Consider the following 24,284-nt stretch of genomic DNA (forward strand, 5'->3'; position numbering starts at 1 on the left):
GGCTTGTTATTGAAGGTCAGGCGGCGATGCGCAGGTTTTGCAGGACGATCGGGCGAGCCCAGCCGATGTTGAAATCGAAGTTTTTCTGTTGTTCCGCGAGCTCTTCGGGCGGGAACGGCGGGAATGGTTTGTCCAGCAGGTCCATTTCGAACTCGGCGATCGGCAGGTGCAGCGGACGCGGTTGTGGCGCCGGGCCGGCTTCCGGCAGTGGTTGACCTGCGGTCAGCACGATCGGGCGAACCCAGCCGCTTTCGAAGTTCTGCTGCTTTTGCTGGGCGGCGATTTCTTCCGGCGGGAACGGTGGGAACGGCTTGTCGGCCAGCTCCATTTCGAACTCGGCAATCGGCAGGAACAGCGGCTCTGGTGGCTTGACCTCGGTTTCCTGCACGTTGCATTCACGCTGGGAAATGATGTGCGCCAACAGCTCGCTGCCAATCGTGGGTTCCACCGGGCTGTCGAGATCGACGGGTGGGAAATCGAGAGAAGCCGGCACGACATCGCCCGACTGATCGGCCAGGGCCTGGGCAAAGAAATCCTGCCACAGGTGACTGACGCCGCTCAGTGCTTGGGAGTTTCGCAGGCCAAAATCGCCGTGGGGCGAGATGTAACCTATCGATGTGCGTTGAATGTCTGACATTTCTCTCGGTCGACGCTCAGCTCTGGCAAAATGCTCGTTAGTTTTGTTATCGGCCGTTTCTGCCGATCATTAATTTTTTTGAGCGTGTTTTCCCATGATTGAGCAACCCGCGGCGTGCCGCATCCATGTCGAGGCTTTGAGCACGGCTTTTCAGCCACAGGCCGAGCAATGGGCCGAGCGCCTGGGCCTGCCATTGCAGGTGACTGACGGTGAGTTCGCCTTGCAGGTGGGCGAGCAGGGCTTGCAGCTGCAGCAACTGGGGCCGGACGCGCCGGGACCGGTGCGGGTGGACTTCGTCGAGGGTGGCGCCGCCCATCGTCGCTTGTTCGGCGGTGGCGCCGGACAGATGATCGCCAAGGCTGTGGGTATCGCGCAGGGCGTGCGTCCGCGGGTGCTGGACGCCACGGCGGGGCTGGGCAAGGACGCGTTCGTGCTGGCGAGCCTGGGTTGCGAGATGAGCCTGATCGAGCGTCAGCCGCTGATCGGCGCGTTGCTGGAAGACGGCCTGGAGCGGGGCGCGGAAGATTTCGAAGTCGCATCGATTGTGGCGCGCATGCGCTTGCTCAAGGGCAACTCGATCGAGGTCATGCGCAACTGGGAAGGCGAGCCGCCGCAGGTGATCTACCTCGACCCGATGTTCCCGCACCGTGAGAAAACCGCGCTGGTGAAGAAGGAAATGCGCCTGTTCCGGCCGCTGGTCGGGGATGACCCGGATGCGCCGGCGTTGCTCGAAGCGGCGTTGGCACTGGCCAGCCATCGTGTCGTGGTGAAGCGCCCGCGCAAGGCGCCGTGCATTGCGGGACCGAAGCCGAGTCATGCGCTGGACGGGAAATCCAGCCGGTATGACATCTACCCGAAGAAGGCGCTCAAGCCCTGACACCGCCGCTCCCACATTTTGCAATGCATTCCCCTGTGGGAGCGAGCCTGCTCGCGAAGAGGCCAGACCAGACAACAAGAAACCTTCAGGCTGTCTCAGGCCGGTAAGCCCGCATAAACAACCCCACCACTTCCTGTACATGTTCCTCGGCCGCATCCCCGGTCAACGGCTCGCCGCAGCCATACAACAAGCGAAAATTCCCCGCCCCCTTCAGCAAGCAAAAGAAATGCTCCGCCGCGTTGCGGGGCTTGTCGATGCTCAATGCACCGCTCTGGTCCACCTTGGTCAGCAACCGCTCCATGCCATGCAGCATGCGCTCCGGCCCGGCCTCGAAGAAGATCTGCGAGAGCTTCGGGTCCTGGCTGCCCAGGGTCATCATCAACCGGTGCAGGTTCACCGATTCATCGCTGTTGATCAGGTGATGAAAACCCCGCGCGATGTTCAACAGCACTGTTTCCACGGAAATGCCGTCAGGCAATTCGAAAAACAGCGTTGGCAGTTGTTCTTCGCACTTGGCGACCACGGCGGCGGAGAACAGCGTCTCCTTGTCGTTGAAATGGCTGTAGACGGTCAGCTTCGACACGCCGGCCTCAGCCGCGACGGCATCCATGCTGGTGCTCGCGTAGCCATTGCTCAGAAACAGGATTTTCGCCGCGTCGAGGATGGCCTGGCGCTTGGCCAGATCCTTGGGACGACCTGGACCGTTGGGTGCTGAAAGATTGTTCGGCATATGCGCTTTTATTACTGGACTGGTGAGTTTGCTATTAATAACATACCGGCCAGTATAATTATTCCAAGCACCATTAGCGAAAGGTCCGTCACCATGTTCCGCTATGCCTTGCCCCTCGCATTGCCAGTCAGCCTGGCGTTTTTATTGTCTGCGTGTGGACACGAGGAGGCGCCGCAAGTCACGGTTCGCCCGGCCATGGTGGTTCAGCCAGAGCCTTCGGCCCAGGCGATGGAAAGTTATCCGGGTGAAGTCCGCGCGCGTTACGAGCCGGACCTGGCCTTTCGCATTGGCGGCAAAGTCAGCCGACGACTGGTCGAGGAAGGGCAGCGGGTCAAGGCCGATCAACCGCTGGCGGAGCTCGATCCACAGGACGTCCGTCTGCAACTTGAGGCCACCCGCGCCCAAGTCGCGGCCGCCGAAGCCAATCTCAACCTCGTGCGTGCCGAGCGCGATCGCTACAAGACCCTGATGGACCGTCAGATGGTCAGCCGTTCGCAGTACGACAATTCCGAAAACCTCTACCGATCCGGTGAAGCGCGCCTGAAGCAGATCAAGGCCGAGTTCAACGTCTCGACCAATCAGGCCAGCTACGCAACGCTACGCGCGCCTCAGGACGGCGTGGTGGCCAAGCGTGCGGTGGAAGTCGGGCAAGTCGTCGCCGCCGGTCAAACCGTGTTCACCCTCGCCACCGATGGCGAGCGCGAAGTGCTGATCAGCTTGCCCGAGCAGAGCTTCGGTCGCTTCAAGGTCGGCCAGCCGGTGTCAGTGGAACTCTGGACCCAACCTGATCAACGTTTCGCCGGGCGCATCCGTGAACTGTCACCGGCCGCCGACCCGAAATCCCGCACCTTCGCTGCGCGCATAGCCTTCACCGCCGGCAAAGTCCCGGCCGAGCTCGGGCAGAGCGCCCGGGTGTTCATCCAGACCGCCGATGTCGTGGCACTGTCGGTGCCGCTGTCGGCGCTCACCGCAGAAAACGGTGCCACCTACGTCTGGGTGCTCGGCGCCAACAACACCCTGAAAAAAGCCGCTGTCCGGGTCGGTGCATTCGGCGAGAAAACCGTGCCGGTGCTCGAAGGCCTGAACGCCAGTGACTGGGTGGTGGCGGCCGGTGTCCATGTGCTGCATGACGGGCAGCAGGTGCGTCCGGTGGATCGCTCCAACCGCGTGGTCAATCTGGCGGACAAGGAGTAATCCCCGATGGGTTTCAATCTTTCCGAATGGGCGCTGCGCAACCGCCAGATCGTACTGTTCCTGATGCTGTTGCTGGCCATCGTCGGTGCGCTTTCCTACACCAAGCTCGGCCAGAGCGAAGACCCGCCGTTCACCTTCAAGGCCATGGTGATCCGCACCAACTGGCCGGGCGCCACCGCCGAGGAGGTGTCGCGCCAGGTCAGCGAGCGCATTGAAAAGAAGCTGATGGAAACCGGCGAGTACGAGCGCATCGTCTCGTTCTCGCGACCGGGTGAATCCCAGGTGACGTTCGTGGCTCGCGATTCCATGCACTCCGTGGAGATCCCGGAACTCTGGTATCAGGTGCGCAAGAAGATCAGCGACATTCGCCATACCTTGCCGCCGGGCATCCAGGGGCCGTTTTTCAACGATGAGTTCGGCACCACCTTCGGCAACATCTACGCCCTGACCGGCGACGGTTTTGATTACGCGGTGCTCAAGGATTACGCCGACCGTATCCAGATCCAGCTGCAACGGGTCAAGGATGTCGGCAAGGTCGACCTGCTCGGGTTGCAGGACGAGAAGATCTGGATCGAACTCTCCAACGTTAAACTCGCGACCCTCGGCTTGCCGCTGGCGGCGGTGCAGCAGGCGCTTGAAGAACAGAACGCGGTGTCGACGGCGGGATTCTTCGAAACCACCAGCGAGCGATTGCAGCTACGGGTCTCGGGGAATTTTCAGACAGTCGAAGAGATCAAGAACTTCCCGATCCGGGTCGGTGATCGTACGTTCCGGATCTCCGATGTCGCCAACGTTCGGCGCGGTTTCAACGACCCTCCGGCGCCACGCATGCGCTTCATGGCCGAAGACGCGATCGGCCTTGCCGTCGCGATGAAGGACGGCGGCGACATTCTGGTGCTGGGCAAGGCGCTGGAAATCGAGTTCGCCCGCATCCAGAAAAACCTCCCGGCGGGCATGCAGCTGCGCAAGGTTTCCGATCAGCCAGCGGCAGTGAAAACCGGCGTCGGCGAGTTTGTGCAGGTGTTGGTCGAAGCCCTGGCCATCGTTCTGTTGGTGAGTTTCTTTTCTCTTGGTGTACGCACCGGCATGGTGGTCGCCCTGGCGATTCCGTTGGTGCTGGCGATGACCTTCGCCTGCATGTATTACCTCGGCATCGGCCTGCACAAGATTTCCCTTGGTGCCTTGGTGCTGGCGCTGGGCTTGCTGGTGGACGACGCGATCATCGCCGTGGAAATGATGGCGATCAAAATGGAGCAGGGCTTCGACCGGATCAAAGCCGCGAGTTATGCCTGGACCAGCACCGCGTTCCCGATGCTCACCGGCACGCTGATCACCGCCGCCGGGTTCCTGCCGATTGCCACGGCGCAATCGGGGACCGGTGAATACACCCGTTCGATTTTCCAGGTGGTCACCATCGCGTTGCTGGCGTCGTGGGTTGCCGCGGTGGTGTTCGTGCCGTACCTGGGGGAAAAACTCCTGCCGGACCTGGCGAAAATTCACGCAGCGAAGCACGGCACTGGTCAGCCTGATCCGTACGCCACGCCTTTTTATGCGCGTGTGCGCCGCCTGGTGGAGTGGTGCGTGCGCTGGCGCAAAACGGTGATCGCGCTGACGGTGGTGTTGTTCATTGCCTCCATCGTGCTGTTCCGTTTTGTGCCGCAGCAATTCTTCCCGGCTTCGGGACGGCTGGAATTGATGGTCGATCTGAAACTGGCCGAAGGCGCTTCGCTGAGCAACACCGCCGACGAGGTCAAACGCCTTGAAGGGCTGTTGAAGGATCACGCCGGCATCGACAATTACGTGGCCTACGTCGGCACCGGTTCGCCGCGCTTTTACCTGCCGCTGGACCAGCAATTGCCGGCGGCGAGCTTCGCCCAGTTTGTTGTCCTGGCCAAGTCGATCGAGGAGCGCGAAGCCTTGCGCACCTGGCTGATCGAAACCCTCAATGAACAATTCCCGGCCCTGCGCTCGCGGGTGACTCGCCTGGAAAACGGCCCGCCGGTTGGCTATCCGGTGCAGTTCCGCGTCACCGGGGAGCACATCGAGGAAGTCCGCGCCCTGGCCCGCAAAGTGGCAGCCAAGGTTCGCGAAAATCCCCATGTGGCCAACGTCCATCTGGACTGGGAAGAGCCGAGCAAAGTGGTGTACCTGAATGTCGATCAGGACCGCGCCCGTGCGCTGGGCGTGAGCACGGCGAACCTGTCGAAGTTTCTGCAAAGCTCGCTGACCGGTTCCAGCGTCAGCCAGTACCGCGAAGACAACGAGTTGATCGAAATCCTCCTGCGCGGCACTTTGCATGAGCGTACCGAACTGTCGTTGCTGCCAAGCCTGGCGGTGTCGACCGACAACGGTAGAAGCGTGGCGCTGTCGCAGATCGCCACGCTGGAATACGGCTTCGAAGAAGGCATCATCTGGCACCGCAATCGCCTGCCTAACGTCACGGTCCGCGCCGACATCTATGGCAAGGAGCAACCGGCGACGCTGGTGCAGCAGATCATGCCGACCCTCGATCCGATCCGTGCGGAATTGCCCGATGGCTATTTGCTGGAAGTCGGCGGCACCGTGGAAGATTCGGCCCGTGGGCAGAACTCGGTGAAGGCTGGCGTGCCGTTGTTCATCGTGGTGGTGCTGACGTTGCTGATGCTGCAACTGCGCAGTTTCTCACGCACGGTGATGGTGTTTCTGACAGCGCCTTTGGGGTTGATCGGGGTGACCCTGTTCCTGATGGTGTTCCGTCAGCCGTTCGGTTTCGTCGCCATGCTCGGGACCATCGCGCTGTCCGGGATGATCATGCGTAACTCGGTGATCCTGGTGGACCAGATCGAGCAGGACATCGCCGCCGGGCTCAAGCCGTGGCAGGCGATCATCGAAGCCACGGTGCGGCGTTTCCGCCCGATCGTGCTGACCGCGCTCGCCGCGGTGCTGGCGATGATTCCGCTGTCACGCAGCGTATTCTTCGGGCCGATGGCGGTGGCGATCATGGGCGGGTTGATTGTGGCGACGGCGCTGACGTTGCTGTTTTTGCCGGCACTGTATGCAGCTTGGTTTCGCATCAAAAAGGATGCGGTTTGATGAGTAACCTTGGCGGCCTTCGGGCCGACCAGGTTCTTGTTATCTGGGTACATATCCATTTCTGCGGTAACGGCCGCTTATGGTTTCGCCCTTACGGCGAGTCCCTTTGGCAAACGCCCCAAAGGAACCAAAGGTCTCGCCCCGGCGTCCGGCCCCTCGCCAAGGCTCGGCGTTCCCTCGCTCCGGTCCTGCTCCGTGGGCCCGCCGCCATCGGCCATCCATGGCCGGGGGCGGCTAACCCGGCATCCATGCCGGGTTGCCCACTGCGCAGAACCTCCACTCGGCCTCCCGAAGGGGCGGGTGGATCAAGATCAAAAGCGCAAGGCGAGCTAACGCTCGACCTCGTGGTTTGGTGGGTGGTGTACGCCGATCCATTGTAGGAGCCGGCTTGCTGCGGGCGGCGTTCCGACGATGGCGGCCTGACAGCCGACCTGATTTCGCGGATGTACCACGCCTTTGTAGGAGCCGGCTTGCCGGCGATGGCGGCCTGACAACCAAACTGTTCTAGCAGATATACGCAGAACCATTGTGGGAGCGAGCCTGCTCGCGAAAGCGGTGAGACAGCCGACATCAAATTCGACTGATACACCGCTTTCGCGAGCAGCCTCGCTCCCACAGGGTTTTGTGTTTTGGTTTAGAGCGTGCCGAACACCTTCTTCGCCAGGCTGGTCGCGGCTGCCGCTGGGTTCTTGCGGATGGTTTCTTCCTGTTTGCCGATCATCTCGAACAAACCGTTCAGTGCCTGCTCGGTCACGTAGCTTTCGATGTTGGCGCTCTTCGCATCCACCACGCCCATGGTCGCCGCTTGGCCCGCGAACGAGTTGTATTGCTTGGCGAGGCCAACCTGATCGGTGGCTTGCTTGACGATCGGCAGGAACTTGGCGCGGATCTGTTCGCGGCTGGTTTTGTTCAGGTACTGCGTGGCGGAATCGTTGCCGCCGCTGAGGATACCCTTGGCGTCTGCAACGGACATTTTCTTCACTGCATCCACGAGGATCGGCTGGGCCTGGGTCACGGCGGTTTCAGCCGCTTTGTTCATGCTGGTTTCCAGTTGATCGACCTGGTCGCCCATGCCGAACTGTTTCATTTTGCTGGCGACCTTGCCCAGTTTGCCCGGCAATTCGATCTTCACGTCCGGGTTGTTGCTGAACCCGCCCGGTGTACCGAGCTGCTTGACCGCCAGTTGCGCGCCTTGGGTCAGGGCATCCTTGAGGCCGCCGGTGGCGTCATTCTGCGACAGGTCGCCGAGCGACAGCGCGAGGGCGCTGGCGGAGATCATCAAGCCTGCACACAGGCCGGCGAAGCGAAGGGTAGGGCGGAACATGGCGGCTTCCTTGTTCAAGTAGGAGTGTTCAAAAAGGTCAGTCTAACGGACAGCGTCGACGCGAATCTTCAGGGGCTGCGGATCGCTGCCATCCAGTTGCACGGCGTGATGTTCGGTGGTGATGAACAGCAATTTACCGTCGACCTCGATGCGAGCGCTGACGGAATAACGATGGCCCGGTTTGACCTGTGCCGGATCGTAACTCAGATGGAACGGCAGCGGCACCTGACCTTTGACCGGGCCTTTCTGCTCGTCGAGTACCACGGCGGGCGCATCGGCCAGTGACACGTCCTGCAGGCTGACGCTGAGGGTGGCGGTTGGCGGCAGGGCGATGCGTTGCAGGTAGAAGACTTCGCCGTCGAGGCTGGTCTTGGCGGCGGGTTGCATTGACTGACAGGCTCCCAGCAAAGCGGCGATGGCCAGTAGAGAGAGTTTTTTCATCGGATGTCTCCATATCAATGTGGGAGCGAGCCCGCTCGCGATTGGGGTCTACCAGACAACACAAGTATTGAATGTGAAACCGCCATCGCGAGCAGGCTCGCTCCTACAGGGGTTTTGCGTTATTGCTCGGGCTGGGTGGCGACCAGGTCCGCCGCATCTTCGCTGCGATGCAGCGCCACCTGACGGATTGACAAACGAATCTCCGCCGGCAACACCCGCTTGGCTGCGCCTTCGGCCAGTTCGCCGAGCAGTTCGTGATAGCTCAGCTTGCCGGCTTCGTCACGCTTGAGCACGTCGAGGTCTAGCAGGGTCTGGATGAAATGGCGGAACAGGCTCTTGTCGAAGAACTCCGGCGCGTTCAGGCCATGCAGGATCGACAGACGCTGGGCCATCACCGTGCACAGGTCTTCCAGTTCTTCGGCGCTGATGCTGTTCTGGCCGCTGTTGAGCAACAGGGAAACGGTCATGTAGAAGCGTTGCAGCGTCTGGGCGATGCTCTTCGACAGCAGGGTCAGCAACACGAAATGCCGCGAGCTTGGCGCTGGGCGCAGGTAAACGTCGTTCTCGAAACGCAGCAGGCCTTGCTCGACGAACGCCTCGAGCCATTGATCGATCACCCCGTCCAGTTCGTCCAGCGACCAGCGGATGAACAGCTCCGATTGCAGGTACGGATACAGCGCGCGGGTGTAGCGCAGGATCTGCTCGCGGCTCATGCGCGAGGCACTCTGGAAGAAGCTCGCGAGCAGTGCCGGCAGCGCGAAAATGTGCAGGACGTTGTTGCGGTAGTAGGTCATCAGGACGGCGTTTTGCTCGTCCAGGTACAGAATCTTGCCAAGCGCGTCGCTCTGCTCGGACAGTAGGTCCATGTCCTTCACGTGCTCGATCAGCGCGCGGCCATCACCTTCCGGCAATGTAGTGTGCGGCGAGTACGGGACCTTGCGTAGCAGCGCCAGATACAAATCCAGCACCCGCGCCATGGCGCGATCGTCCAGCGCCAGGCGGCTGGTGGACAGCAACGCCAACGCCACCAGGTTGACCGGGTTGATCGCCGCGGCCTCGTTGAGGTGCTGCGCAACTTTCTCGCCGAGGCGGTTGGTGGTTTCGTTGAGCCACGCCGGCTTGAACTGCGGGCCGAGTTCCTGTTGGCGCCAGTCCGGCTGTTCGCTGTCGAGGAATTCCGCCAGTTTGATCGGTTCGCCGAAGTTCACCGCCACCTGGCCGAAGCGTTGCTTGAGCGCACCGATGACTTTGAAGATGTCGAAGATCGATTCTTTCTTCTTGCTCGCCCCACGCAATTCTCCGAGGTAAGTCCGGCCTTCCAGCACGCGCTCGTAGCCGATGTATACCGGCACGAAAACGATCGGCATGCGCGACGAACGCAGGAAGCTGCGCAGGGTGATCGCCAGCATCCCGGTTTTCGGCTGCAGCATGCGCCCGGTGCGCGAACGGCCGCCCTCGACGAAGTATTCGACCGGGAAACCTTTGGTGAACAGGGTGTGCAGGTATTCGTTGAACACCGAGGTGTACAGCGGGTTGCCCTTGAACGTACGGCGCATGAAGAACGCACCGCCACGTCGCAACAGGCTGCCGATCACCGGCATGTTGAGGTTGATCCCAGCGGCGATGTGCGGCGGGGTCAGGCCGTTGCGGAACAGCAGGTACGAGAGCAACAGATAGTCGATGTGGCTGCGATGGCACGGCACATAGATCACTTCGTGACCCTGGGCGACCTTCTGCACGCCTTCGATGTGGTTGACCTTGATCCCGTCGTAGATCTTGTTCCAGAACCAGCTCAGCACCACTTCCAGAAAACGGATCGCGGTGTAGGTGTAGTCCGAGGCGATCTCGTTGCCGTAGCGCAGGGCCTGGGCCTTGGCTTTCTCCGGGGAGATGTTCTCGCGCTCGGCTTCGTCGAGGATGGCTTGCTTGACCAGCGGCTGGTTCAGCAGGCCTTTGACCAGGTTGCGGCGGTGGGAAATGTCCGGGCCGATCACTGCGGCTTTGAGGTTGCGGAAGTGCACCCGCAGAATCCGCTGGGCCATGCGCACGGTGCGTTCGTGGCCCTTGTTGTGGTCGATCAGTTCGCGCAGGTGAATCGGCGCGGAGAACTGCACGCGGGTCTTGCGCCCAAGCACGATGATGCTGAGCAAACGGCGCAGGCGACCGGTCACGGCCCAGCTGTCGGCGAAGAGCAGTTTCCACGGGCTCGATTCGCTGTCCGGTGACTGGCCCCAGAACACGCTGACCGGAATGATCTGCGCGTCTTCGGCGGCGTTCTGGCTCAGGGCACTGACCAGGCGAGTCAGGGTCGGCGGCGCCCCGCGTTTGTCCTGGCGACCGAGCCAGTCAGGCTCCGGCGTCAGGTAAAAGAACGCGGCAGGCTCCAGCAGGTTACCCACCGACACCGGCAGCACCGGGCGTGGCAAACCGGCCTTGCGGCATTCGGTGTCGACCACGGCGAGGTCGGTCAGCGAAGGGTTTTGCAGGACGTAGAACACCGGACGGCTGCGGTCGAGGTTGAGGGTGAACGACGACTGATTGATCGTTTCCGAGCGAACCCAGAGATAGAGCAGTCGGCGCAGGGTGCCAAACACAAGACGGCGGAACGGGGAACGGGTCATACGGCATCTGCATGAGTGAATAAAACCGAGCATGTGCTCGGGCGGTCGATAGTGTGCCGGATTCACTGAAAATCGGCAAAAAAGCACTTAAGTAAAGTGAGTTGAGAGTTTTCACGCCTGTCATATACTCGGCGAGCCAGCAGTGGCCATACAGTGGCACTTATCAGTTCCCGAGGCTTTCCTTCGAAAAGCCCGATCAATAATAAAAAAGGAGTATGAACAGATGGCAACACGTGAAACCGGCAACGTGAAGTGGTTCAACGACGCCAAGGGCTACGGCTTCATTCAGCGTGAGGACGGGGTGGATGTGTTCGTGCACTACCGCGCGATTCGCGGTGAGGGGCATCGTTCGCTGACTGAAGGCCAACAGGTCGAATATGCCGTGGTATCGGGCGAGAAGGGGTTGCAGGCTGAGGATGTGGTGGGGCTGTAAATCCAATCCTCAGGTCACCGAAAATCCACTGGAGGAGCGAGCCTGCTCGCGAAGAACTCAAGGACGCCGCGTTTACCCGGAATGGGCGCGCTATCGTTGACGGCCATCGCGAGCAGGCTCGCTCCTACAGGTTCGGTGTGCTGCTTTTAAGCGGTTTTCCAGGTGATCTCTTCTTCACCGTCGGCGCTGATGCGCATCCAGCGATCCGCTGTCTCCTCGCCTTCTTCCTCGACCCAGCTCCCCGGTGCGCAACGCACTTCCACGTTCAGCGCAGCAAACGCGGCGCGGGCGCAGGCGATGTCGTCTTCCCATGGGGTCTGGTCGCTTTCCAGGTACAGGCTGTTCCATTTGCCGACGGCTTTCGGCAGCCAGGTCACCGGCACGTTGCCGGCCTTGCATTTGAAGGTCTGGCCTTTCTGAACCCAGTCGGTGCAAGGGCCCAACGCTTCGCCGAGCCAGGTGGCGATGGCCTTGTAGTCGACGTCGGCGTCTTTCAGGTAAATCTCGATATCGGGTTGGCGCATGGATGTCCTCACTGCGGGTCTGAAAAATCCATTCGCGGATTTAGCCGGCCTCAAGCTGTTGCTCAAGGCCAAAATTAATAACTATTGAAGAATGAAGTAATCGTAGCGCATCGAAACAGTGACCTCGAACGGTTCGACCTGCTCGATGACCGCCGCCCGGCGCTCGGCACTGGCGCGCCAGCCGTGGGGCGTCATGGCCAACAGGTTGGCGCGATCCTGACCGCTTGCAAGCGTCAGTTTGAATTCCAGGGTTTCACTGTGTTGCAGCGCCATGCCGTCCGGCACCAAGGCCAGATGCTTGTCGTCGGTGTACTCGCGCACTTCGTCGTACAGGCGCTCGCGCAATTCCATCAGATGGCCGCTGGTCGGTCCGACTTTCATCAGGCCGCCGCCGGGGCTGAGCAGGCGCTTGGCCTCTTCCCAGTCCAGCGGGCTGAAGACGCTGGCGAGAAACTGGCAGCTTCCCGAGGCCAACGGCACCCGCGCCATGCTGGCGATCAACCAGGTCAGCTGCGGATTGCGCTTGCAGGCGCGTTTGACCGCTTCCCGGGAGATGTCCAGCGCGTAACCGTCAGCGTTCGGCAGGGCTTCGGCGATTTGCGCGGTGTAGTAACCCTCGCCACAACCGATGTCCAGCCAGCGTTGCGGCGCATACCCGGCCGCCAGTTCCGCCAGGCGCCTGGCTACCGGCGCGTAATGGCCGGCGTTCAGGAAGTCGCGGCGGGCTTCGACCATCGCCAGGTTATCCCCAGGGTCGCGGCTGTTCTTGTGCTGCACCGGCAACAGGTTCAGGTAACCCTGGCGCGCGCGGTCGAAACGATGCCCGGCGGGGCAGGCCACGCCGTTGTCCACCGCGTTCAGCGGTTCGCTGCAGATCGGGCAGGCCAGCATCAGGCGAGCAACTTGATCAGGGTCTGGTAGTAGATTTCGGTCAGCACGTCGAGGTCGGCGGCCAGTACGCGTTCGTTGACCTGGTGGATGGTCGCGTTGACCGGGCCCAGTTCAACCACTTGCGTACCCATGGTCGCGATGAAGCGGCCGTCGGAGGTGCCACCGCTGGTGGATGCCTTGGTCTCGCGACCGGTGATGTCCTTGATGCTCGACGCCACCGCATCCAGCAAAGCGCCCGGCTCGGTGAGGAACGGCAGGCCGGACAGTGCCCAGTCGATGTGCCAGTTCAGGCCATGCTTGTCGAGGATGTCGGCGACGCGTTTTTGCAGGCCTTCCACGGTGGACTCGGTGGAGAAGCGGAAGTTGAACACCGCCACCAGATCACCGGGAATCACGTTGGTCGCGCCCGTGCCGGAGTTGACGTTGGAAATCTGGAAACTGGTCGGCGGGAAGAAATCGTTGCCGTGGTCCCAGTGTTCGGCGGCCAGTTCGGCCAGCGCCGGGGCGGCGAGGTGGATCGGGTTCTTGGCGAGGTGCGGATAGGCGACGTGACCTTGCACACCGTGCACGGTCAGCTTGGCGCCCAGGGAACCGCGACGGCCGTTCTTGACCACGTCACCCACCAGGGTGGTGCTCGACGGTTCGCCGACGATGCACCAGTCCAGACGTTCCTTGCGCGCGGCGAGGCGCTCGACGACGGCCTTGGTGCCGTGATGCGCCGGGCCTTCTTCGTCGCTGGTGATCAGGAAGGCGACCTTGCCCTTGTGGTCCGGGTAATCGGCGACGAAGCGCTCGGCGGCCACGGTCATCGACGCCAGGCTGCCTTTCATGTCCGCCGCGCCACGGCCGCAGAGCATGCCGTGTTCGTCGATCAGCGCGTTGAACGGGTCGATCTGCCAGGCGGTCACCGGGCCGGTCGGCACCACGTCGGTGTGGCCGGCGAAGCACAGCACCGGACCGTCGTGTTTGCCGTGGGTGGCCCAGAAGTTATCCACATCTTCGATGCGCATCGGCTCCAGGGTGAAACCGGCATCGCCCAGGCGCTGCATCATCTGCTTCTGGCAATCGGCGTCGACCGGCGTCACGGACGGACGGCGGATCAGGTCGATGGCGAGTTGAAGGGTCGGCGAAAGGTCGGCGTGGGCCGTCATGGAAAACTCCGGAAAACTTGAATATGGGCATGGGCTATGTGGGAGCGAGCCTGCTCGCGATTACGGTGTGTCAGTCAACATAAATGGTGATTGTTACATTGCAATCGCGAGCAGGCTCGCTCCCACAGGGATTGGGTTCGATCGACAAACCGTGTTCCGCCAAGCCCCGCAAAATGGCGGTTATCTTAAAGCAAAACGGCGGCCATTGGCCGCCGTTTAGTGCATCTGCAAAGATTTAGACTGCCGGTGCCGTTTCGGCCTCGACCGCCGGTTTCGGCAGCGAGGACAGGAACGCCATGATCAGCGCCGCCAGGTAAGGCAACGACTGCACCAGCAGCATGATCACCCAGAAGCGCATGTCGTTGCTCGGCAGCCCGTTGACCAGAAAGATCCCCAGCGCCGCGCCCCACAACAGCAGCATGATGAACACCTCTTCACGCGCCTCCGAAATCGCCACCCAGAAGCCATGGTTGTCGGCGTTTTTCGGCGTGCGGAAGAACGGAATGCTGCTGGTGAAGAAGCCGTACAGCACCGCTTTGGCGATGGTGTGCGACAACGCCAGGCCGGCCAGCGCCGCGCAGAACGCATCCTTCAGGTTCACGCCAACGGCGCGACGGTACAGGAAGATGATCTTGCCGACCTTGAACACGAACAGCGCCAGTGGCGGGATCGCGAAAATCAGCAACGGCGGATCGACCCGCTGCGGCACGATGATCATCGCCGCCGACCACAACAGCGCGCCGACGGTGAAGAAAATGTTCATGCCGTCCGCGACCCACGGCAACCAGCCCGCGAGGAAGTGGTAACGCTGGCCACGGGTCAGCTCGGTGTCCTTGCCGCGCAGCAGGCTGGCGGTGTGACGCTTGATGATCTGGATCGCACCGTATGCCCAGCGGAAACGCTGTTTCTTGAAGTCGATAAAGGTATCGGGCATCAGGCCCTTGCCGTAGCTGGTGTGGTAATACGCCGCCGACAGACCTTTCTCGAACACCCGCAGACCCAGCTCGGCGTCTTCACAGATGCACCAGTCGGCCCAGCCGAGTTCCTCGAGCACCGAGCGCCGGGTCATGGTCATGGTGCCGTGCTGGATGATCGCGTCACGGTCGTTACGGGTGACCATGCCGATGTGGAAGAAGCCTTTGTATTCCGCGTAGCAGAGCTTCTTGAAGGTGCTTTCGTTCTGGTCGCGGTAATCCTGGGGCGACTGCACCACGGCGATTTTCGGATCGGCGAAGTGCGGCACCATGTGCTTGAGCCAGTTCGGGTCGACGCAGTAGTCCGAGTCGATCACCGCAATGACTTCGGCGTCCTTGGCGGTGTGCGGAATCAGGTAATTCAGTGCGCCACCCTTGAAGCCGGCCAGCGGGGCGACGTGGAAGAACTTGAAGCGCGGGCCGAGGGTTGCGCAGTAATCGCGCACCGGTTCCCAGACCGCCGGGTCTTTGGTGTTGTTGTCGATGATCAGGACTTCGAAGTCCGGATAGTCGAGGTTGGCCAGGGCGTTGAGGGTCTGTTTGACCATCTCCGGCGGCTCGTTGTAGCACGGCACGTGGATCGACACTTTCGGTCTGTAGTCCGAATCGCCCTCCACGGGTAGGAATTCACGCCGGCGCTTGTGGGTCCAGACCGCTTCGGCCAGTTCATGCGCTTCGGTCAGCAGGACGATGAAGACGCCGAGGGCACCGAGCGCCAGGAGGAATCCGACCGTCAGGCTGAACCAGGTGCTGTATTGCTGGCTGTAGTCGTAGCCGATCCACACCAGCACCGAACCGCAAAGGAACGCGATAAAGGTCAGGAAGGTGCGGCCGCGTTGGCGCAGCGCCGAGCCGTCGATCATCAGCAAGGTCAGGGACAGCAACGCCAGCACGGCCGAGCCGATGGCCAGCACGCGCCATTGCGGGATCGCAACCACCGGGCCTTCGAAGTTGAATTTCTGTTGGCGCGCGGCGTTGAACACGCCCCAATACGCACCCACCGAACCTTCGTCGCTGGCCTTCCACGGCTGGTCAAACGCTTCGATCACGAAGTAGTTGAAACCCTGGCGGTTGAGCTTGTTCACCAGCGTGCGCAGGTAGATCGCCTGATCCGCCGGGCTCGCATCGGTGCCGCCGCGCATGCGGCCGTTGCTCGGCCAGCCAACCTCCGACAGCAGCAGCGGTTTTTTCGGGAACATCTTTTTCAGGTCGCGGGCGCGGTCGAGGACGAACTGGCCGGCCTTGTCCACCGGAATGAACTCCCAGTAAGGCAGCACGTGCGCGGCGATCAGGTCGACGTGCTTGGCCAGCTCCGGGTGTTCTTCCCAGACGTGCCATTGCTCGGAGGTGGTCACCGGCACTTTCACGGCCGCGCGGACGCGATCGAGGATCACGCCCAGCTCGGCTGCGGTAATTTCCTTACGGAAGATCGCCTCGTTGCCTACAACCACGCGAACCACACTGCGTGAGGAGTTGGCGATTTCGATGGCGCGGGTGATTTCACGCTCGTTGCGTTCAAGGTCCGGGCTGATCCAGATCCCCAGCGTGACCCGCAGGCCGAATTCTTCGGCCAGTTTCGGAATGTCTTCCAGGGTGCCATCGACCGAGTAGGTACGGATGTTGTCCGTCAGCTTGCTCATGATCTCCAGATCGCGACGCATCTGGTCGTCGGTCGGGTACTGCGCTTTCTGCGGGTACTGGCCTTGCTGGAACGGCGAGTACGAGAAGCCGGAGATCTGTTCGGGCCAGTTGGGGGCGCTGACCGGGCGGTTGATCAACGCCCAGAAGCCGGTAAACAAGGCAGCGATGGCAAGCACCACCACCAGGTTGAGTCCAAATTTACGCGATGACATAGCTATTTCGGGTTCCAAAGGCTGTGGAACGAAGGAACGGTCGGCATGCGCCAAGGGGCGCGCATCCTACACCGGGCGTTCACTGACCGTACAGCGGACAGGGAAATGCCGGACATTGGGCAATCTGCTTTCACATAAGTTCTTACACTTGTCGCTTGTAGCTTAGATCTTTTGCCGTGTGGCCCTATAATGCGCGCCGGTTTTTGGGGTAATGGTCATGAGTACAGAAGATCCGCGGTTTGCAGGCATCGCCCGTTTGTATGGCATCGAGGGGCTGGAACGCCTGCGCGCGGCACACGTGGCGATCGTCGGCGTCGGTGGCGTCGGTTCCTGGGCGGCGGAAGCCGTGGCCCGGTGCGGTGTCGGCGAGATTTCCCTGTTCGACCTAGATGACGTCTGCGTGAGCAACGCCAACCGCCAGTTGCATGCGCTGGACAGCACTGTCGGCAAACCCAAGGTCGAGGTCATGGCCGAGCGCCTGCGCGGGATCAATCCGGATTGCACGGTGCACGCGGTGGCGGATTTCGTCACTCGCGACACCATGGCCGAGTACATCACGCCGAACATCGACTGCGTGATCGACTGCATCGACAGCGTCAACGCCAAGGCTGCGCTGATCGCCTGGTGCAAGCGCCGCAAGATCCAGATCATTACCACCGGCGGCGCGGGCGGGCAGATCGACCCGACGCTGATCCAGGTCTGCGACTTGAACCGTACGTTCAACGACCCGTTGGCCTCGAAAGTGCGATCGACCCTGCGCCGCGACTACAACTTCTCCCGCACCGTGACCCGCCATTACAGCGTGCCGTGCGTGTTTTCCACCGAGCAACTGCGTTATCCGAAACCGGACGGCAGCATTTGCCTGCAGAAAAGTTTTGTCGGCGATGGCGTGAAGCTGGACTGCGCCGGCGGGTTTGGCGCGGTGATGATGGTGACGGCGACGTTCGGGATGGTCGCGGCGACCAAGGCTGTGGACAAGATTGTGGCGGGTGTTCGGCGCCCGGCAGATCGCATCAAACCCGAGGTTTGATCGGTGTGGCTGATGGCCTCATCGCGAGCAGGCTCGCTCCCACAGGGAAACGCATTCAAATGTGGGAGCGAGACCGGCTTGCCGGCGATGGCAATTAACCCGCCAACTCATTCATCCGCTGTAACACGGCATTGAGGCCATTGCTGCGCGAAGGGGAGAGCTGTCGCGACAGTCCAAGCTGATTGAACCAGTCCGGCAAATCCACCTGTCGCAACTCGACCGCCGACAACCCGTTGACCCGCGCCAGCAACAGCGCCACCAACCCGCGGATCATCCGCGCATCGCTGCTCGCGGCGAACTGCCAGTGACCGTCCTGCAACGATCCCACCAGCCACACCTGGCTTTCACAGCCATGCACGCGGTTGGCGTCCACCTTATCCACATCGTTCAACGCCGGCAGACGTTCGCCCCACTGCATCAGCAGCCGCGCCCGTTGTTCCCAGCCGGCGGCGTTCTGAAACGTTTCCAGCGCGGAGGCGGCAGCGGCAGGCAAGTTCATCGCAGCAACTCCAGCGCCTGATCCAGCGCTTCGAAGAACCGTTCCAGGTCTTCGGAATCGTTGTACAACGCCAGCGACACCCGAATCGCCCCGGCCAGCTCGAAGCTTTTCAGCAGCGGCATGGCGCAGTGATGACCGGCGCGAACCGCGATGCCTTGTTCGGTCAGCAAATGCGCCAGGTCCGAGTTATGCACACCTTCGACGACAAAACTCGCCAAGGCCAGTTGCGGTTTGCCCAGCAGGCGAATGCCGTTACGCGCCTCAAGGCCTTTCAACAGGCAATTGTGCAGTGCCGCTTCATGGGCCGAGACCGCGTCCTGATCGAGTCCCGCCAGATAGTCCAGCGTCGCGCCCAGACCAATAACACTGGAGATCGGCGGCGTACCGGCCTCGAAACCCAGTGGCGCCGGGCGGAAGCGTGCGTGCTGGTAATCCGCGTCCAGCACCATTTCACCGCCGAACTGCCAATGGCGCAGTTGCTTGAGCGCTTCGTGGCGCCCGAACAACACGCCCAGGCCATCAGGGCCGTAGAGCTTATGGCTGGAAAACACATAGAAGTCGCAACCCAGTGCCTGCACATCGTGCCGGCCATGGACCACACCTTGGGCGCCATCGACCACGGTCAGCGCGTCGTGGGCCTTGGCCATCGCCAGAAGGGCGGGCAATGGCTGCCAGGCGCCGAGCACGTTGGACAACTGGCTGACCGCAAGCAGGCGGGTCTGCGGGCCGATCAACGCGGGGGCGGCTTCCAGGTCGATCAAGCCGTCGGCATCCAGCGGCAGGATCACCAGTTTCGCACCGCGACGGTGGGCCAGTTGCTGCCATGGCAGCAGGTTGGCGTGATGCTCCAGGGCGCTGATGACAATTTCATCGCCCGGATTGAATAGCGGTTCCAGGCCATAGGCCAGGAGGTTCAGCGCGGAAGTGGCGCCGTGGGTAAAGATGATCTGACCGCTGTCGCCGGCATTGAGCCATTGCGCGACCTTGTTGCGGCTGCCCTCGAACGCCTGGGTGGCGTGGGCGCCGGGCAGGTGTTGCGCCCGATGCACGTTGGCCGCGCCATTGGCGTAGTAATGCGCCAGGGCATCCAGCAGGGCTTGAGGTTTTTGCGTGGTGGCGGCGTTGTCCAGGTAGGTCTGGTCTTGCCGTTGCAGCGCGGCGATGGCCGGAAAGTCGGCGCGCCAGGGGGAGAGAATCATCATGCTATCGGGCCCTGTTGAACATGGGCGGACTTACGCCTGACCCAACGGGCCGGGAATACGCCAGACTCCTGTGGGAGCGAGCCTGCTCGCGATGGATTCACTGACGACGCGTACCGTCTGACACAGCGCGTTATCGTTAACGTCCATCGCGAGCAGGCTCGCTCCTACGGGAAGATCGTGTGACGCTCTTAGTTGTGAGCGTGCAGCGCTTCGTTCAGTTCGATCGCCGATTTGTGGGTCTTGCATTCCACGGCACCGGTTTCCGAATTGCGACGGAACAGCAGGTCAGGCTGACCAGCCAGTTCGCGCGCCTTGACCACTTTGACCAGCTTGTTGTGCTCGTCCAGCAGCGCCACTTTGGTGCCAGCGGTCACGTACAGGCCCGATTCAACGGTGTTGCGGTCGCCCAACGGGATACCGATACCGGCGTTGGCGCCGATCAGGCAGCCTTCGCCGACCTTGATCACGATGTTGCCGCCGCCCGACAGGGTGCCCATGGTCGAGCAACCGCCGCCCAGGTCCGAACCCTTGCCGACGAAGACGCCCGCGGAAACGCGGCCTTCGATCATGCCCGGGCCTTCGGTGCCAGCGTTGAAGTTGACGAAACCTTCGTGCATCACGGTGGTGCCTTCGCCCACGTAGGCGCCCAGGCGCAGACGTGCCGCGTCAGCGATACGCACGCCGGCCGGAACCACGTAGTCGGTCATTTTCGGGAACTTGTCCACGGAGAACACTTCCAGCAGCTCGCCGCGCAGGCGGGCTTCCAGTTGGTGCTCGGCCAGTTCGGCGAGGTCGATCGCGCCCTGGCTGGTCCACGCCACGTTCGGCAGCAGCGGGAACACGCCGGCCAGGTTCAGGCCGTGCGGCTTGACCAGACGATGGGACAGCAGGTGCAGCTTGAGGTAGGCCTCAGGCGTGGAGGTCAGCGGCGCGTCTTCAGCCAGAATGGTCGCGACCAGCGGCTTGTGGCTTTCGGCCAGACGGGTCAGCAGGGCGGCCTGTGCCGCGTCGATGCCCTTGACTGCTTCAGCCAGTTGCGAAGCCTGGGCGGTGGTGAAAGCGATCGCCTGGTTGCCTTCGGTGTAGCCCAGAACCGGGGCGATGGCGGCGATCAGGTCGGCCGACGGGTTGAGCAGTGGCTGTGCGTAAAACACTTCCAGCCAGGCGCCCTGACGGTTTTGCGTGCCGACACCGAAGGCCAGGCTGAATGGGGTAGTGGACATGTGAATACCTCTAACAAAATTGAACGGGCGGGCTTACTTGAGCGCTGCCGCGTAGATATCTGGCTTGAAGCCAATCAGGGTTCGGTCACCGAGATCGAGCACCGGGCGCTTGATCATCGAGGGTTGTGCGAGCATCAGTTCGATGGCTTTCGACTGGTCGAGATCGGCTTTGCGTTCGTCGTCGAGCTTGCGAAAGGTCGTGCCTGCACGGTTCAACACCACTTGCCAGCCGTGCTCGTCGCACCATTGGCTCAGGTGTTCACGGTCGATTCCGGCCGTTTTGTAATCATGGAAGTCGTAGCTGACAGCGTGTTCATCGAGCCAGGTGCGCGCCTTTTTCATGGTGTCGCAGGCTTTGATGCCGAAAAGGTGCAACGTTTTGCTTGAAACGGTCAAGGAATTGCCCCCTTTACAGGTGCTGGAAAAAAAAGGTGAAGGATTATGCCATGACCGGACGGTTTCGCGTCGGCCCTGATTGTTTTGTCATTCTGTAGGAGCGAGCCTGCTCGCGATGGTCGTCAACGGTAACGCTACAAGCCTGATTCTCCGCAGCGTTTTTGAGTTCATCGCGAGCAAGCTCGCTCCTACAGGTAATGTGGCGTTCTTGCGTGCGACATTGGTGCAAAGGTCAGAGACCAGTCTAAGCGGCTAATATGGCACTTCAAAGCTGCCGATAGTCCGGGAACCGCTCTTTATGCAAACCGCCTACACCGTCCTGATCCTGTTGATGCTGGTCAGCTTTTCGCGACTGGTTGGACGCGTGATCCCGCTACCGTTGCCGCTGGTGCAAATCGCCGCCGGTGCCTTGCTGGCCTGGCCGACCCTGGGTCTGCATGTGGCGCTGGACCCCGAATTGTTTCTGTTTCTGTTCCTGCCGCCGCTGCTGTTCTCCGACGGCTGGCGCATGCCCAAGCGTGAATTCTGGCGGCTGCGCGGGCCGATCCTGACGCTGGCGGTCGGGCTGGTGTTGTTCACCGTGGTCGGCGCCGGCTATTTCATTCATTGGTTGTTGCCGGGCATTCCACTGCCGGTGGCGTTCGCCCTGGCGGCCGTGTTGTCGCCGACGGACGCGGTGGCTGTGTCGGCGATTTCCCAGAACCGCTTGCCGACACCGTTGATGCACATGCTGCAGGGCGAGGCGCTGATGAATGACGCCTCGGGCCTGGTGACCTTCAAGTTTGCCCTGGCGGCCGCTGTGACGGGGGCGTTTTCGCTGGCCAACGCCAGTGTGACGTTCGTTCTGGTGGCGGTCGGCGGCCTCGCCGTCGGGGTGGCGCTGAGCTGGCTGGTCGGGCGCCTGCGCTCGTGGATGGTGGCGCGCGGCTGGGATGATCCGGCGACGCACGTGGTGTTCATGTTGTTGCTGCCGTTTGCGGCGTACGTGCTGGCGGAACGTCTCGGCGCTTCGGGCATTTTGTCGGCAGTCGCGGCCGGCATGATGCAAAGCTGGCTCGACCTGCTGCCGCGCCAGACCAGCACGAGACTGCTTAACCGCAGTGTCTGGGCATTGCTCGAGTTCGCGTTCAACGGCCTGATCTTCCTGCTGTTGGGCCTGCAACTGCCGGACATCATCAAAGCCGTGGCCAGCCATGAAACGTCCTTGTGGCCGACGCTGCTGTATCGCTGCTTTGACGTGGTGGCGATCTTCCTTGTGCTGCTGGTGTTGCGGTTCATCTGGGTGCAGAGCACCTGGCGGGTGTCGGTGCTGCTGCGTCGTTTGCGTGGCAAAGGCGAAATGACTCAGGTGCCGACCGCGCGTTCGTGCTGGTTGCTGACGGTCGGCGGCGTGCGCGGGGCGGTGACGCTGGCGGGTATCTTGTCGGTGCCGCTGCTGATGGGGGCCGATGCCTTTCCCGAGCGGGACTTGCTGATTTTCATCGCGGCGGGGGTGATTCTGCTGTCGCTGGTGTCTGCGTGTATCGCCTTGCCGCTGTTGTTGCGCGGTATTGAAAAGAGTCCTGACGACAAACGCCGCAGCGAGGTGCGCGACGCTTGGCGCAAAACCGCCGAGGCGGCGATTCATGCCCTGGAAGTCGAAGAGGTCAACCCGCAGGACGCGGCCCAGGCTGCGCTGGCGGTTGAACTGAAGGCGCGGATCATGTCCGAGTATCGGCATCAACTGGAGGTGTTCAACGATTCGGCGGAAGCCCAGGCATTGGCGTTCCAGATGGATTTGCTGGAGCGGCGTCTGCGCTTGAAGGCGCTGCGGGCGCAGCGGCTGGAGTTGTACAAGCTCAGCCGTCATCACCAGATCGGTGATGACGTGTTGCGGGAGGTGCTGGGGGAGCTGGACCTGAGCGAAGCCAACCTCGGTCAGGTGAAATAACAGCTCCCACAGGGTTAGGGTTAAATCACTTGCGGCGTTGAATGAAGGCGCGGATGCGTTCAGCGGCTTCGACACATTCAGCCAGGGGTGCAACCAGCGCCAGGCGTACACGGCCCGCGCCAGGATTGAAGCTATCGACGTCACGGGACAGGTAAGAGCCCGGTACCACCGTTACATGCTCCTCGACGAACAAGTCACGGCAGAATGCCTCGTCATCGCCGTCAACATTCGGCCACAAGTAGAAACCGCCATCCGGGCGCTGTACGTCCATCACCGGGCTGAGAATGGCCAGCACGGCATCATATTTCTCGCGGTACAGGTCACGGTTGGCCCGCACGTGCGCTTCGTCATTCCACGCGGCCACGCTGGCCAATTGGGTCTGAACCGGCATCGCGCAGCCGTGGTAGGTGCGGTACAGCAAAAAGCCTTTGAGAATGTCGGCATCACCGGCGACAAAACCCGAACGCAAACCCGGCAGGTTGGAGCGCTTGGACAGGCTGTGGAACACCACGCAACGTTTGAAGTCCTTGCGGCCCAGTTCCACGCAGGCGCTGAGCAGGCCGGCCGGCGGGGTTTGTTCGTCGAAGTACAGTTCGCTGTAGCACTCGTCGGCGGCGATCACGAAGTCGTATTCGTCGGCGAGGGCGATCAGCTTTTTCAGGGTTTCAACCGGGATCAAGGCGCCTGTCGGATTGCCCGGCGAGCACAGGAACAGGATCTGGCAGCGTTTCCAGATGTCCGGCGACACGGCATCGAAATCCGGGTTGAAGCCGTTCTCGTCCAGGCACGGCAGGTAATGCGGCTTGGCGCCGGCGAGGAACGCTGCACCTTCATAGATCTGATAGAACGGGTTCGGGCTGACCACCAGCGCATCGTCGCCACGGTTGACCACGGTCTGGGTGAACGCGAACAGCGCCTCGCGGGTGCCATTGACCGGCAGCACGTTACGCGCCGGGTCGAGCCAGCCGGTCGGCACGTTGAAACGACGCTCGCACCAGGCGGCAATGGCTTCACGCAGGGCCGGAATACCCAGGGTCGTCGGATAAACAGCCATCTTGTCCAGATTGCTGGCCAGGGCTTCGGCGACAAAGTCCGGCGAGCGGTGCTTCGGTTCACCGATGGACAAGGCGATCGGGCGCTTGTCCGGGTTTGGCATGACGCTGCCGAGCAGGGCGCGGAGCTTCTCGAACGGGTAGGGCTGCAACTGGGACAACGCGTTGTTCATCGGTCGATCTCGTTCAATGTGCAGACCTGCACTCTGTAGGAGCCGGCTTGCTGGCGA

General features: G+C 61.8%; 20 protein-coding genes. 6 read left to right on the forward strand and 14 right to left on the reverse strand.

The window, feature by feature from the left end; all coding sequences use genetic code 11:
• Window positions 1-16: 16 nt before the first annotated feature.
• Window positions 17-637 (reverse strand): energy transducer TonB, encoded by a 621-nt coding sequence (locus ACF6ZU_RS18330; protein ID WP_392885735.1) that lies wholly within the window; start codon window positions 635-637, stop codon window positions 17-19.
• A gap of 94 nt (window positions 638-731) precedes the next feature.
• Between ACF6ZU_RS18330 and ACF6ZU_RS18335 the strand changes: the two genes are divergently transcribed.
• Window positions 732-1,514: a class I SAM-dependent methyltransferase gene (locus ACF6ZU_RS18335; protein WP_392885737.1), complete on the forward strand. Its 783-nt coding sequence runs from the start codon at window positions 732-734 to the stop codon at window positions 1,512-1,514.
• Between the two features lie 85 nt (window positions 1,515-1,599).
• Here the strand turns inward: ACF6ZU_RS18335 and ACF6ZU_RS18340 are convergent, their stop codons facing one another.
• A complete protein-coding gene (locus ACF6ZU_RS18340; protein WP_392885739.1) occupies window positions 1,600-2,244 on the reverse strand; it encodes a TetR/AcrR family transcriptional regulator in 645 nt (214 codons plus the stop codon).
• A 93-nt stretch (window positions 2,245-2,337) separates the two neighbouring features.
• On the opposite strand from ACF6ZU_RS18340, the gene ACF6ZU_RS18345 reads away from it, so the two are divergent.
• On the forward strand, window positions 2,338-3,438 hold the full coding sequence (locus ACF6ZU_RS18345; protein WP_392885741.1) for an efflux RND transporter periplasmic adaptor subunit: 1,101 nt from the start codon (window positions 2,338-2,340) through the stop codon (window positions 3,436-3,438).
• 6 nt (window positions 3,439-3,444) lie between these two features.
• Window positions 3,445-6,510, forward strand: a complete 3,066-nt coding sequence (locus ACF6ZU_RS18350) for an efflux RND transporter permease subunit (RefSeq protein ID WP_392885743.1) — start codon at window positions 3,445-3,447, stop codon at window positions 6,508-6,510.
• Window positions 6,511-7,144: 634 nt separating this feature from the next.
• Here ACF6ZU_RS18350 and ACF6ZU_RS18355 read toward each other — a convergent pair.
• The 3 genes from ACF6ZU_RS18355 to plsB all read right to left on the reverse strand — a co-directional run bounded on the left by ACF6ZU_RS18355 (window position 7,145) and on the right by plsB (window position 10,896).
• Window positions 7,145-7,834: a DUF4197 domain-containing protein gene (locus ACF6ZU_RS18355; RefSeq protein ID WP_392885745.1), complete on the reverse strand. Its 690-nt coding sequence runs from the start codon at window positions 7,832-7,834 to the stop codon at window positions 7,145-7,147.
• Window positions 7,835-7,876: 42 nt separating this feature from the next.
• Window positions 7,877-8,275 (reverse strand): YbaY family lipoprotein, encoded by a 399-nt coding sequence (locus tag ACF6ZU_RS18360; protein WP_392885747.1) that lies wholly within the window; start codon window positions 8,273-8,275, stop codon window positions 7,877-7,879.
• Between the two features lie 119 nt (window positions 8,276-8,394).
• Entirely contained in the window at window positions 8,395-10,896 is a 2,502-nt protein-coding gene (plsB, locus tag ACF6ZU_RS18365; RefSeq protein ID WP_392885749.1) for a glycerol-3-phosphate 1-O-acyltransferase PlsB, read from the reverse strand.
• A gap of 223 nt (window positions 10,897-11,119) precedes the next feature.
• Between plsB and ACF6ZU_RS18370 the strand changes: the two genes are divergently transcribed.
• The gene (locus ACF6ZU_RS18370) at window positions 11,120-11,329 is read left to right on the forward strand and encodes a cold shock domain-containing protein (RefSeq protein ID WP_123498143.1); all 210 of its coding nucleotides are present in this window, start codon (window positions 11,120-11,122) and stop codon (window positions 11,327-11,329) included.
• 146 nt (window positions 11,330-11,475) lie between these two features.
• Here the strand turns inward: ACF6ZU_RS18370 and ACF6ZU_RS18375 are convergent, their stop codons facing one another.
• The 4 genes from ACF6ZU_RS18375 to ACF6ZU_RS18390 form a co-directional block, all read right to left on the reverse strand.
• Window positions 11,476-11,853: a hypothetical protein gene (locus ACF6ZU_RS18375; RefSeq protein ID WP_392885750.1), complete on the reverse strand. Its 378-nt coding sequence runs from the start codon at window positions 11,851-11,853 to the stop codon at window positions 11,476-11,478.
• Between the two features lie 81 nt (window positions 11,854-11,934).
• The gene (locus tag ACF6ZU_RS18380) at window positions 11,935-12,744 is read right to left on the reverse strand and encodes a putative RNA methyltransferase (protein ID WP_392885752.1); all 810 of its coding nucleotides are present in this window, start codon (window positions 12,742-12,744) and stop codon (window positions 11,935-11,937) included.
• On the reverse strand, window positions 12,744-13,895 hold the full coding sequence (gene dapE, locus ACF6ZU_RS18385) for a succinyl-diaminopimelate desuccinylase (RefSeq protein WP_392885754.1): 1,152 nt from the start codon (window positions 13,893-13,895) through the stop codon (window positions 12,744-12,746). The genes ACF6ZU_RS18380 and dapE overlap by 1 nt, the downstream gene beginning before the upstream one ends.
• Before the next feature lie 235 nt (window positions 13,896-14,130).
• Complete coding sequence (locus tag ACF6ZU_RS18390) at window positions 14,131-16,722, reverse strand: glycosyltransferase (RefSeq protein WP_392885756.1); 2,592 nt, start codon at window positions 16,720-16,722, stop codon at window positions 14,131-14,133.
• 217 nt (window positions 16,723-16,939) lie between these two features.
• On the opposite strand from ACF6ZU_RS18390, the gene tcdA reads away from it, so the two are divergent.
• Entirely contained in the window at window positions 16,940-17,752 is an 813-nt protein-coding gene (gene tcdA / locus ACF6ZU_RS18395) for a tRNA cyclic N6-threonylcarbamoyladenosine(37) synthase TcdA (RefSeq protein ID WP_226298699.1), read from the forward strand.
• A gap of 94 nt (window positions 17,753-17,846) precedes the next feature.
• Here the strand turns inward: tcdA and ACF6ZU_RS18400 are convergent, their stop codons facing one another.
• The 4 genes from ACF6ZU_RS18400 to ACF6ZU_RS18415 all read right to left on the reverse strand — a co-directional run bounded on the left by ACF6ZU_RS18400 (window position 17,847) and on the right by ACF6ZU_RS18415 (window position 21,018).
• Window positions 17,847-18,251 (reverse strand): SufE family protein, encoded by a 405-nt coding sequence (locus ACF6ZU_RS18400; protein ID WP_392885758.1) that lies wholly within the window; start codon window positions 18,249-18,251, stop codon window positions 17,847-17,849.
• Window positions 18,248-19,453: an aminotransferase class V-fold PLP-dependent enzyme gene (locus tag ACF6ZU_RS18405; RefSeq protein ID WP_392885759.1), complete on the reverse strand. Its 1,206-nt coding sequence runs from the start codon at window positions 19,451-19,453 to the stop codon at window positions 18,248-18,250. Before ACF6ZU_RS18405 ends, ACF6ZU_RS18400 begins: the two co-directional genes overlap by 4 nt.
• Window positions 19,454-19,641: 188 nt before the next feature.
• Complete coding sequence (dapD, locus tag ACF6ZU_RS18410) at window positions 19,642-20,676, reverse strand: 2,3,4,5-tetrahydropyridine-2,6-dicarboxylate N-succinyltransferase (protein WP_392885761.1); 1,035 nt, start codon at window positions 20,674-20,676, stop codon at window positions 19,642-19,644.
• A 33-nt stretch (window positions 20,677-20,709) separates the two neighbouring features.
• A complete protein-coding gene (locus ACF6ZU_RS18415; protein WP_242525544.1) occupies window positions 20,710-21,018 on the reverse strand; it encodes an arsenate reductase in 309 nt (102 codons plus the stop codon).
• Between the two features lie 352 nt (window positions 21,019-21,370).
• Here ACF6ZU_RS18415 and ACF6ZU_RS18420 point away from each other — a divergent pair, with 352 nt between their 5' ends.
• A complete protein-coding gene (locus ACF6ZU_RS18420) occupies window positions 21,371-23,002 on the forward strand; it encodes a Na+/H+ antiporter (RefSeq protein WP_392885763.1) in 1,632 nt (543 codons plus the stop codon).
• A 25-nt stretch (window positions 23,003-23,027) separates the two neighbouring features.
• On the opposite strand, the gene dapC is transcribed toward ACF6ZU_RS18420, so the two are convergent.
• Entirely contained in the window at window positions 23,028-24,227 is a 1,200-nt protein-coding gene (gene dapC, locus ACF6ZU_RS18425; protein ID WP_392885765.1) for a succinyldiaminopimelate transaminase, read from the reverse strand.
• Between the last annotated feature and the right edge of the window lie 57 nt (window positions 24,228-24,284).

The sequence above is a fragment of the Pseudomonas migulae genome (assembly GCF_043225285.1).
GTDB lineage: Bacteria > Pseudomonadota > Gammaproteobacteria > Pseudomonadales > Pseudomonadaceae > Aquipseudomonas > Aquipseudomonas migulae_C.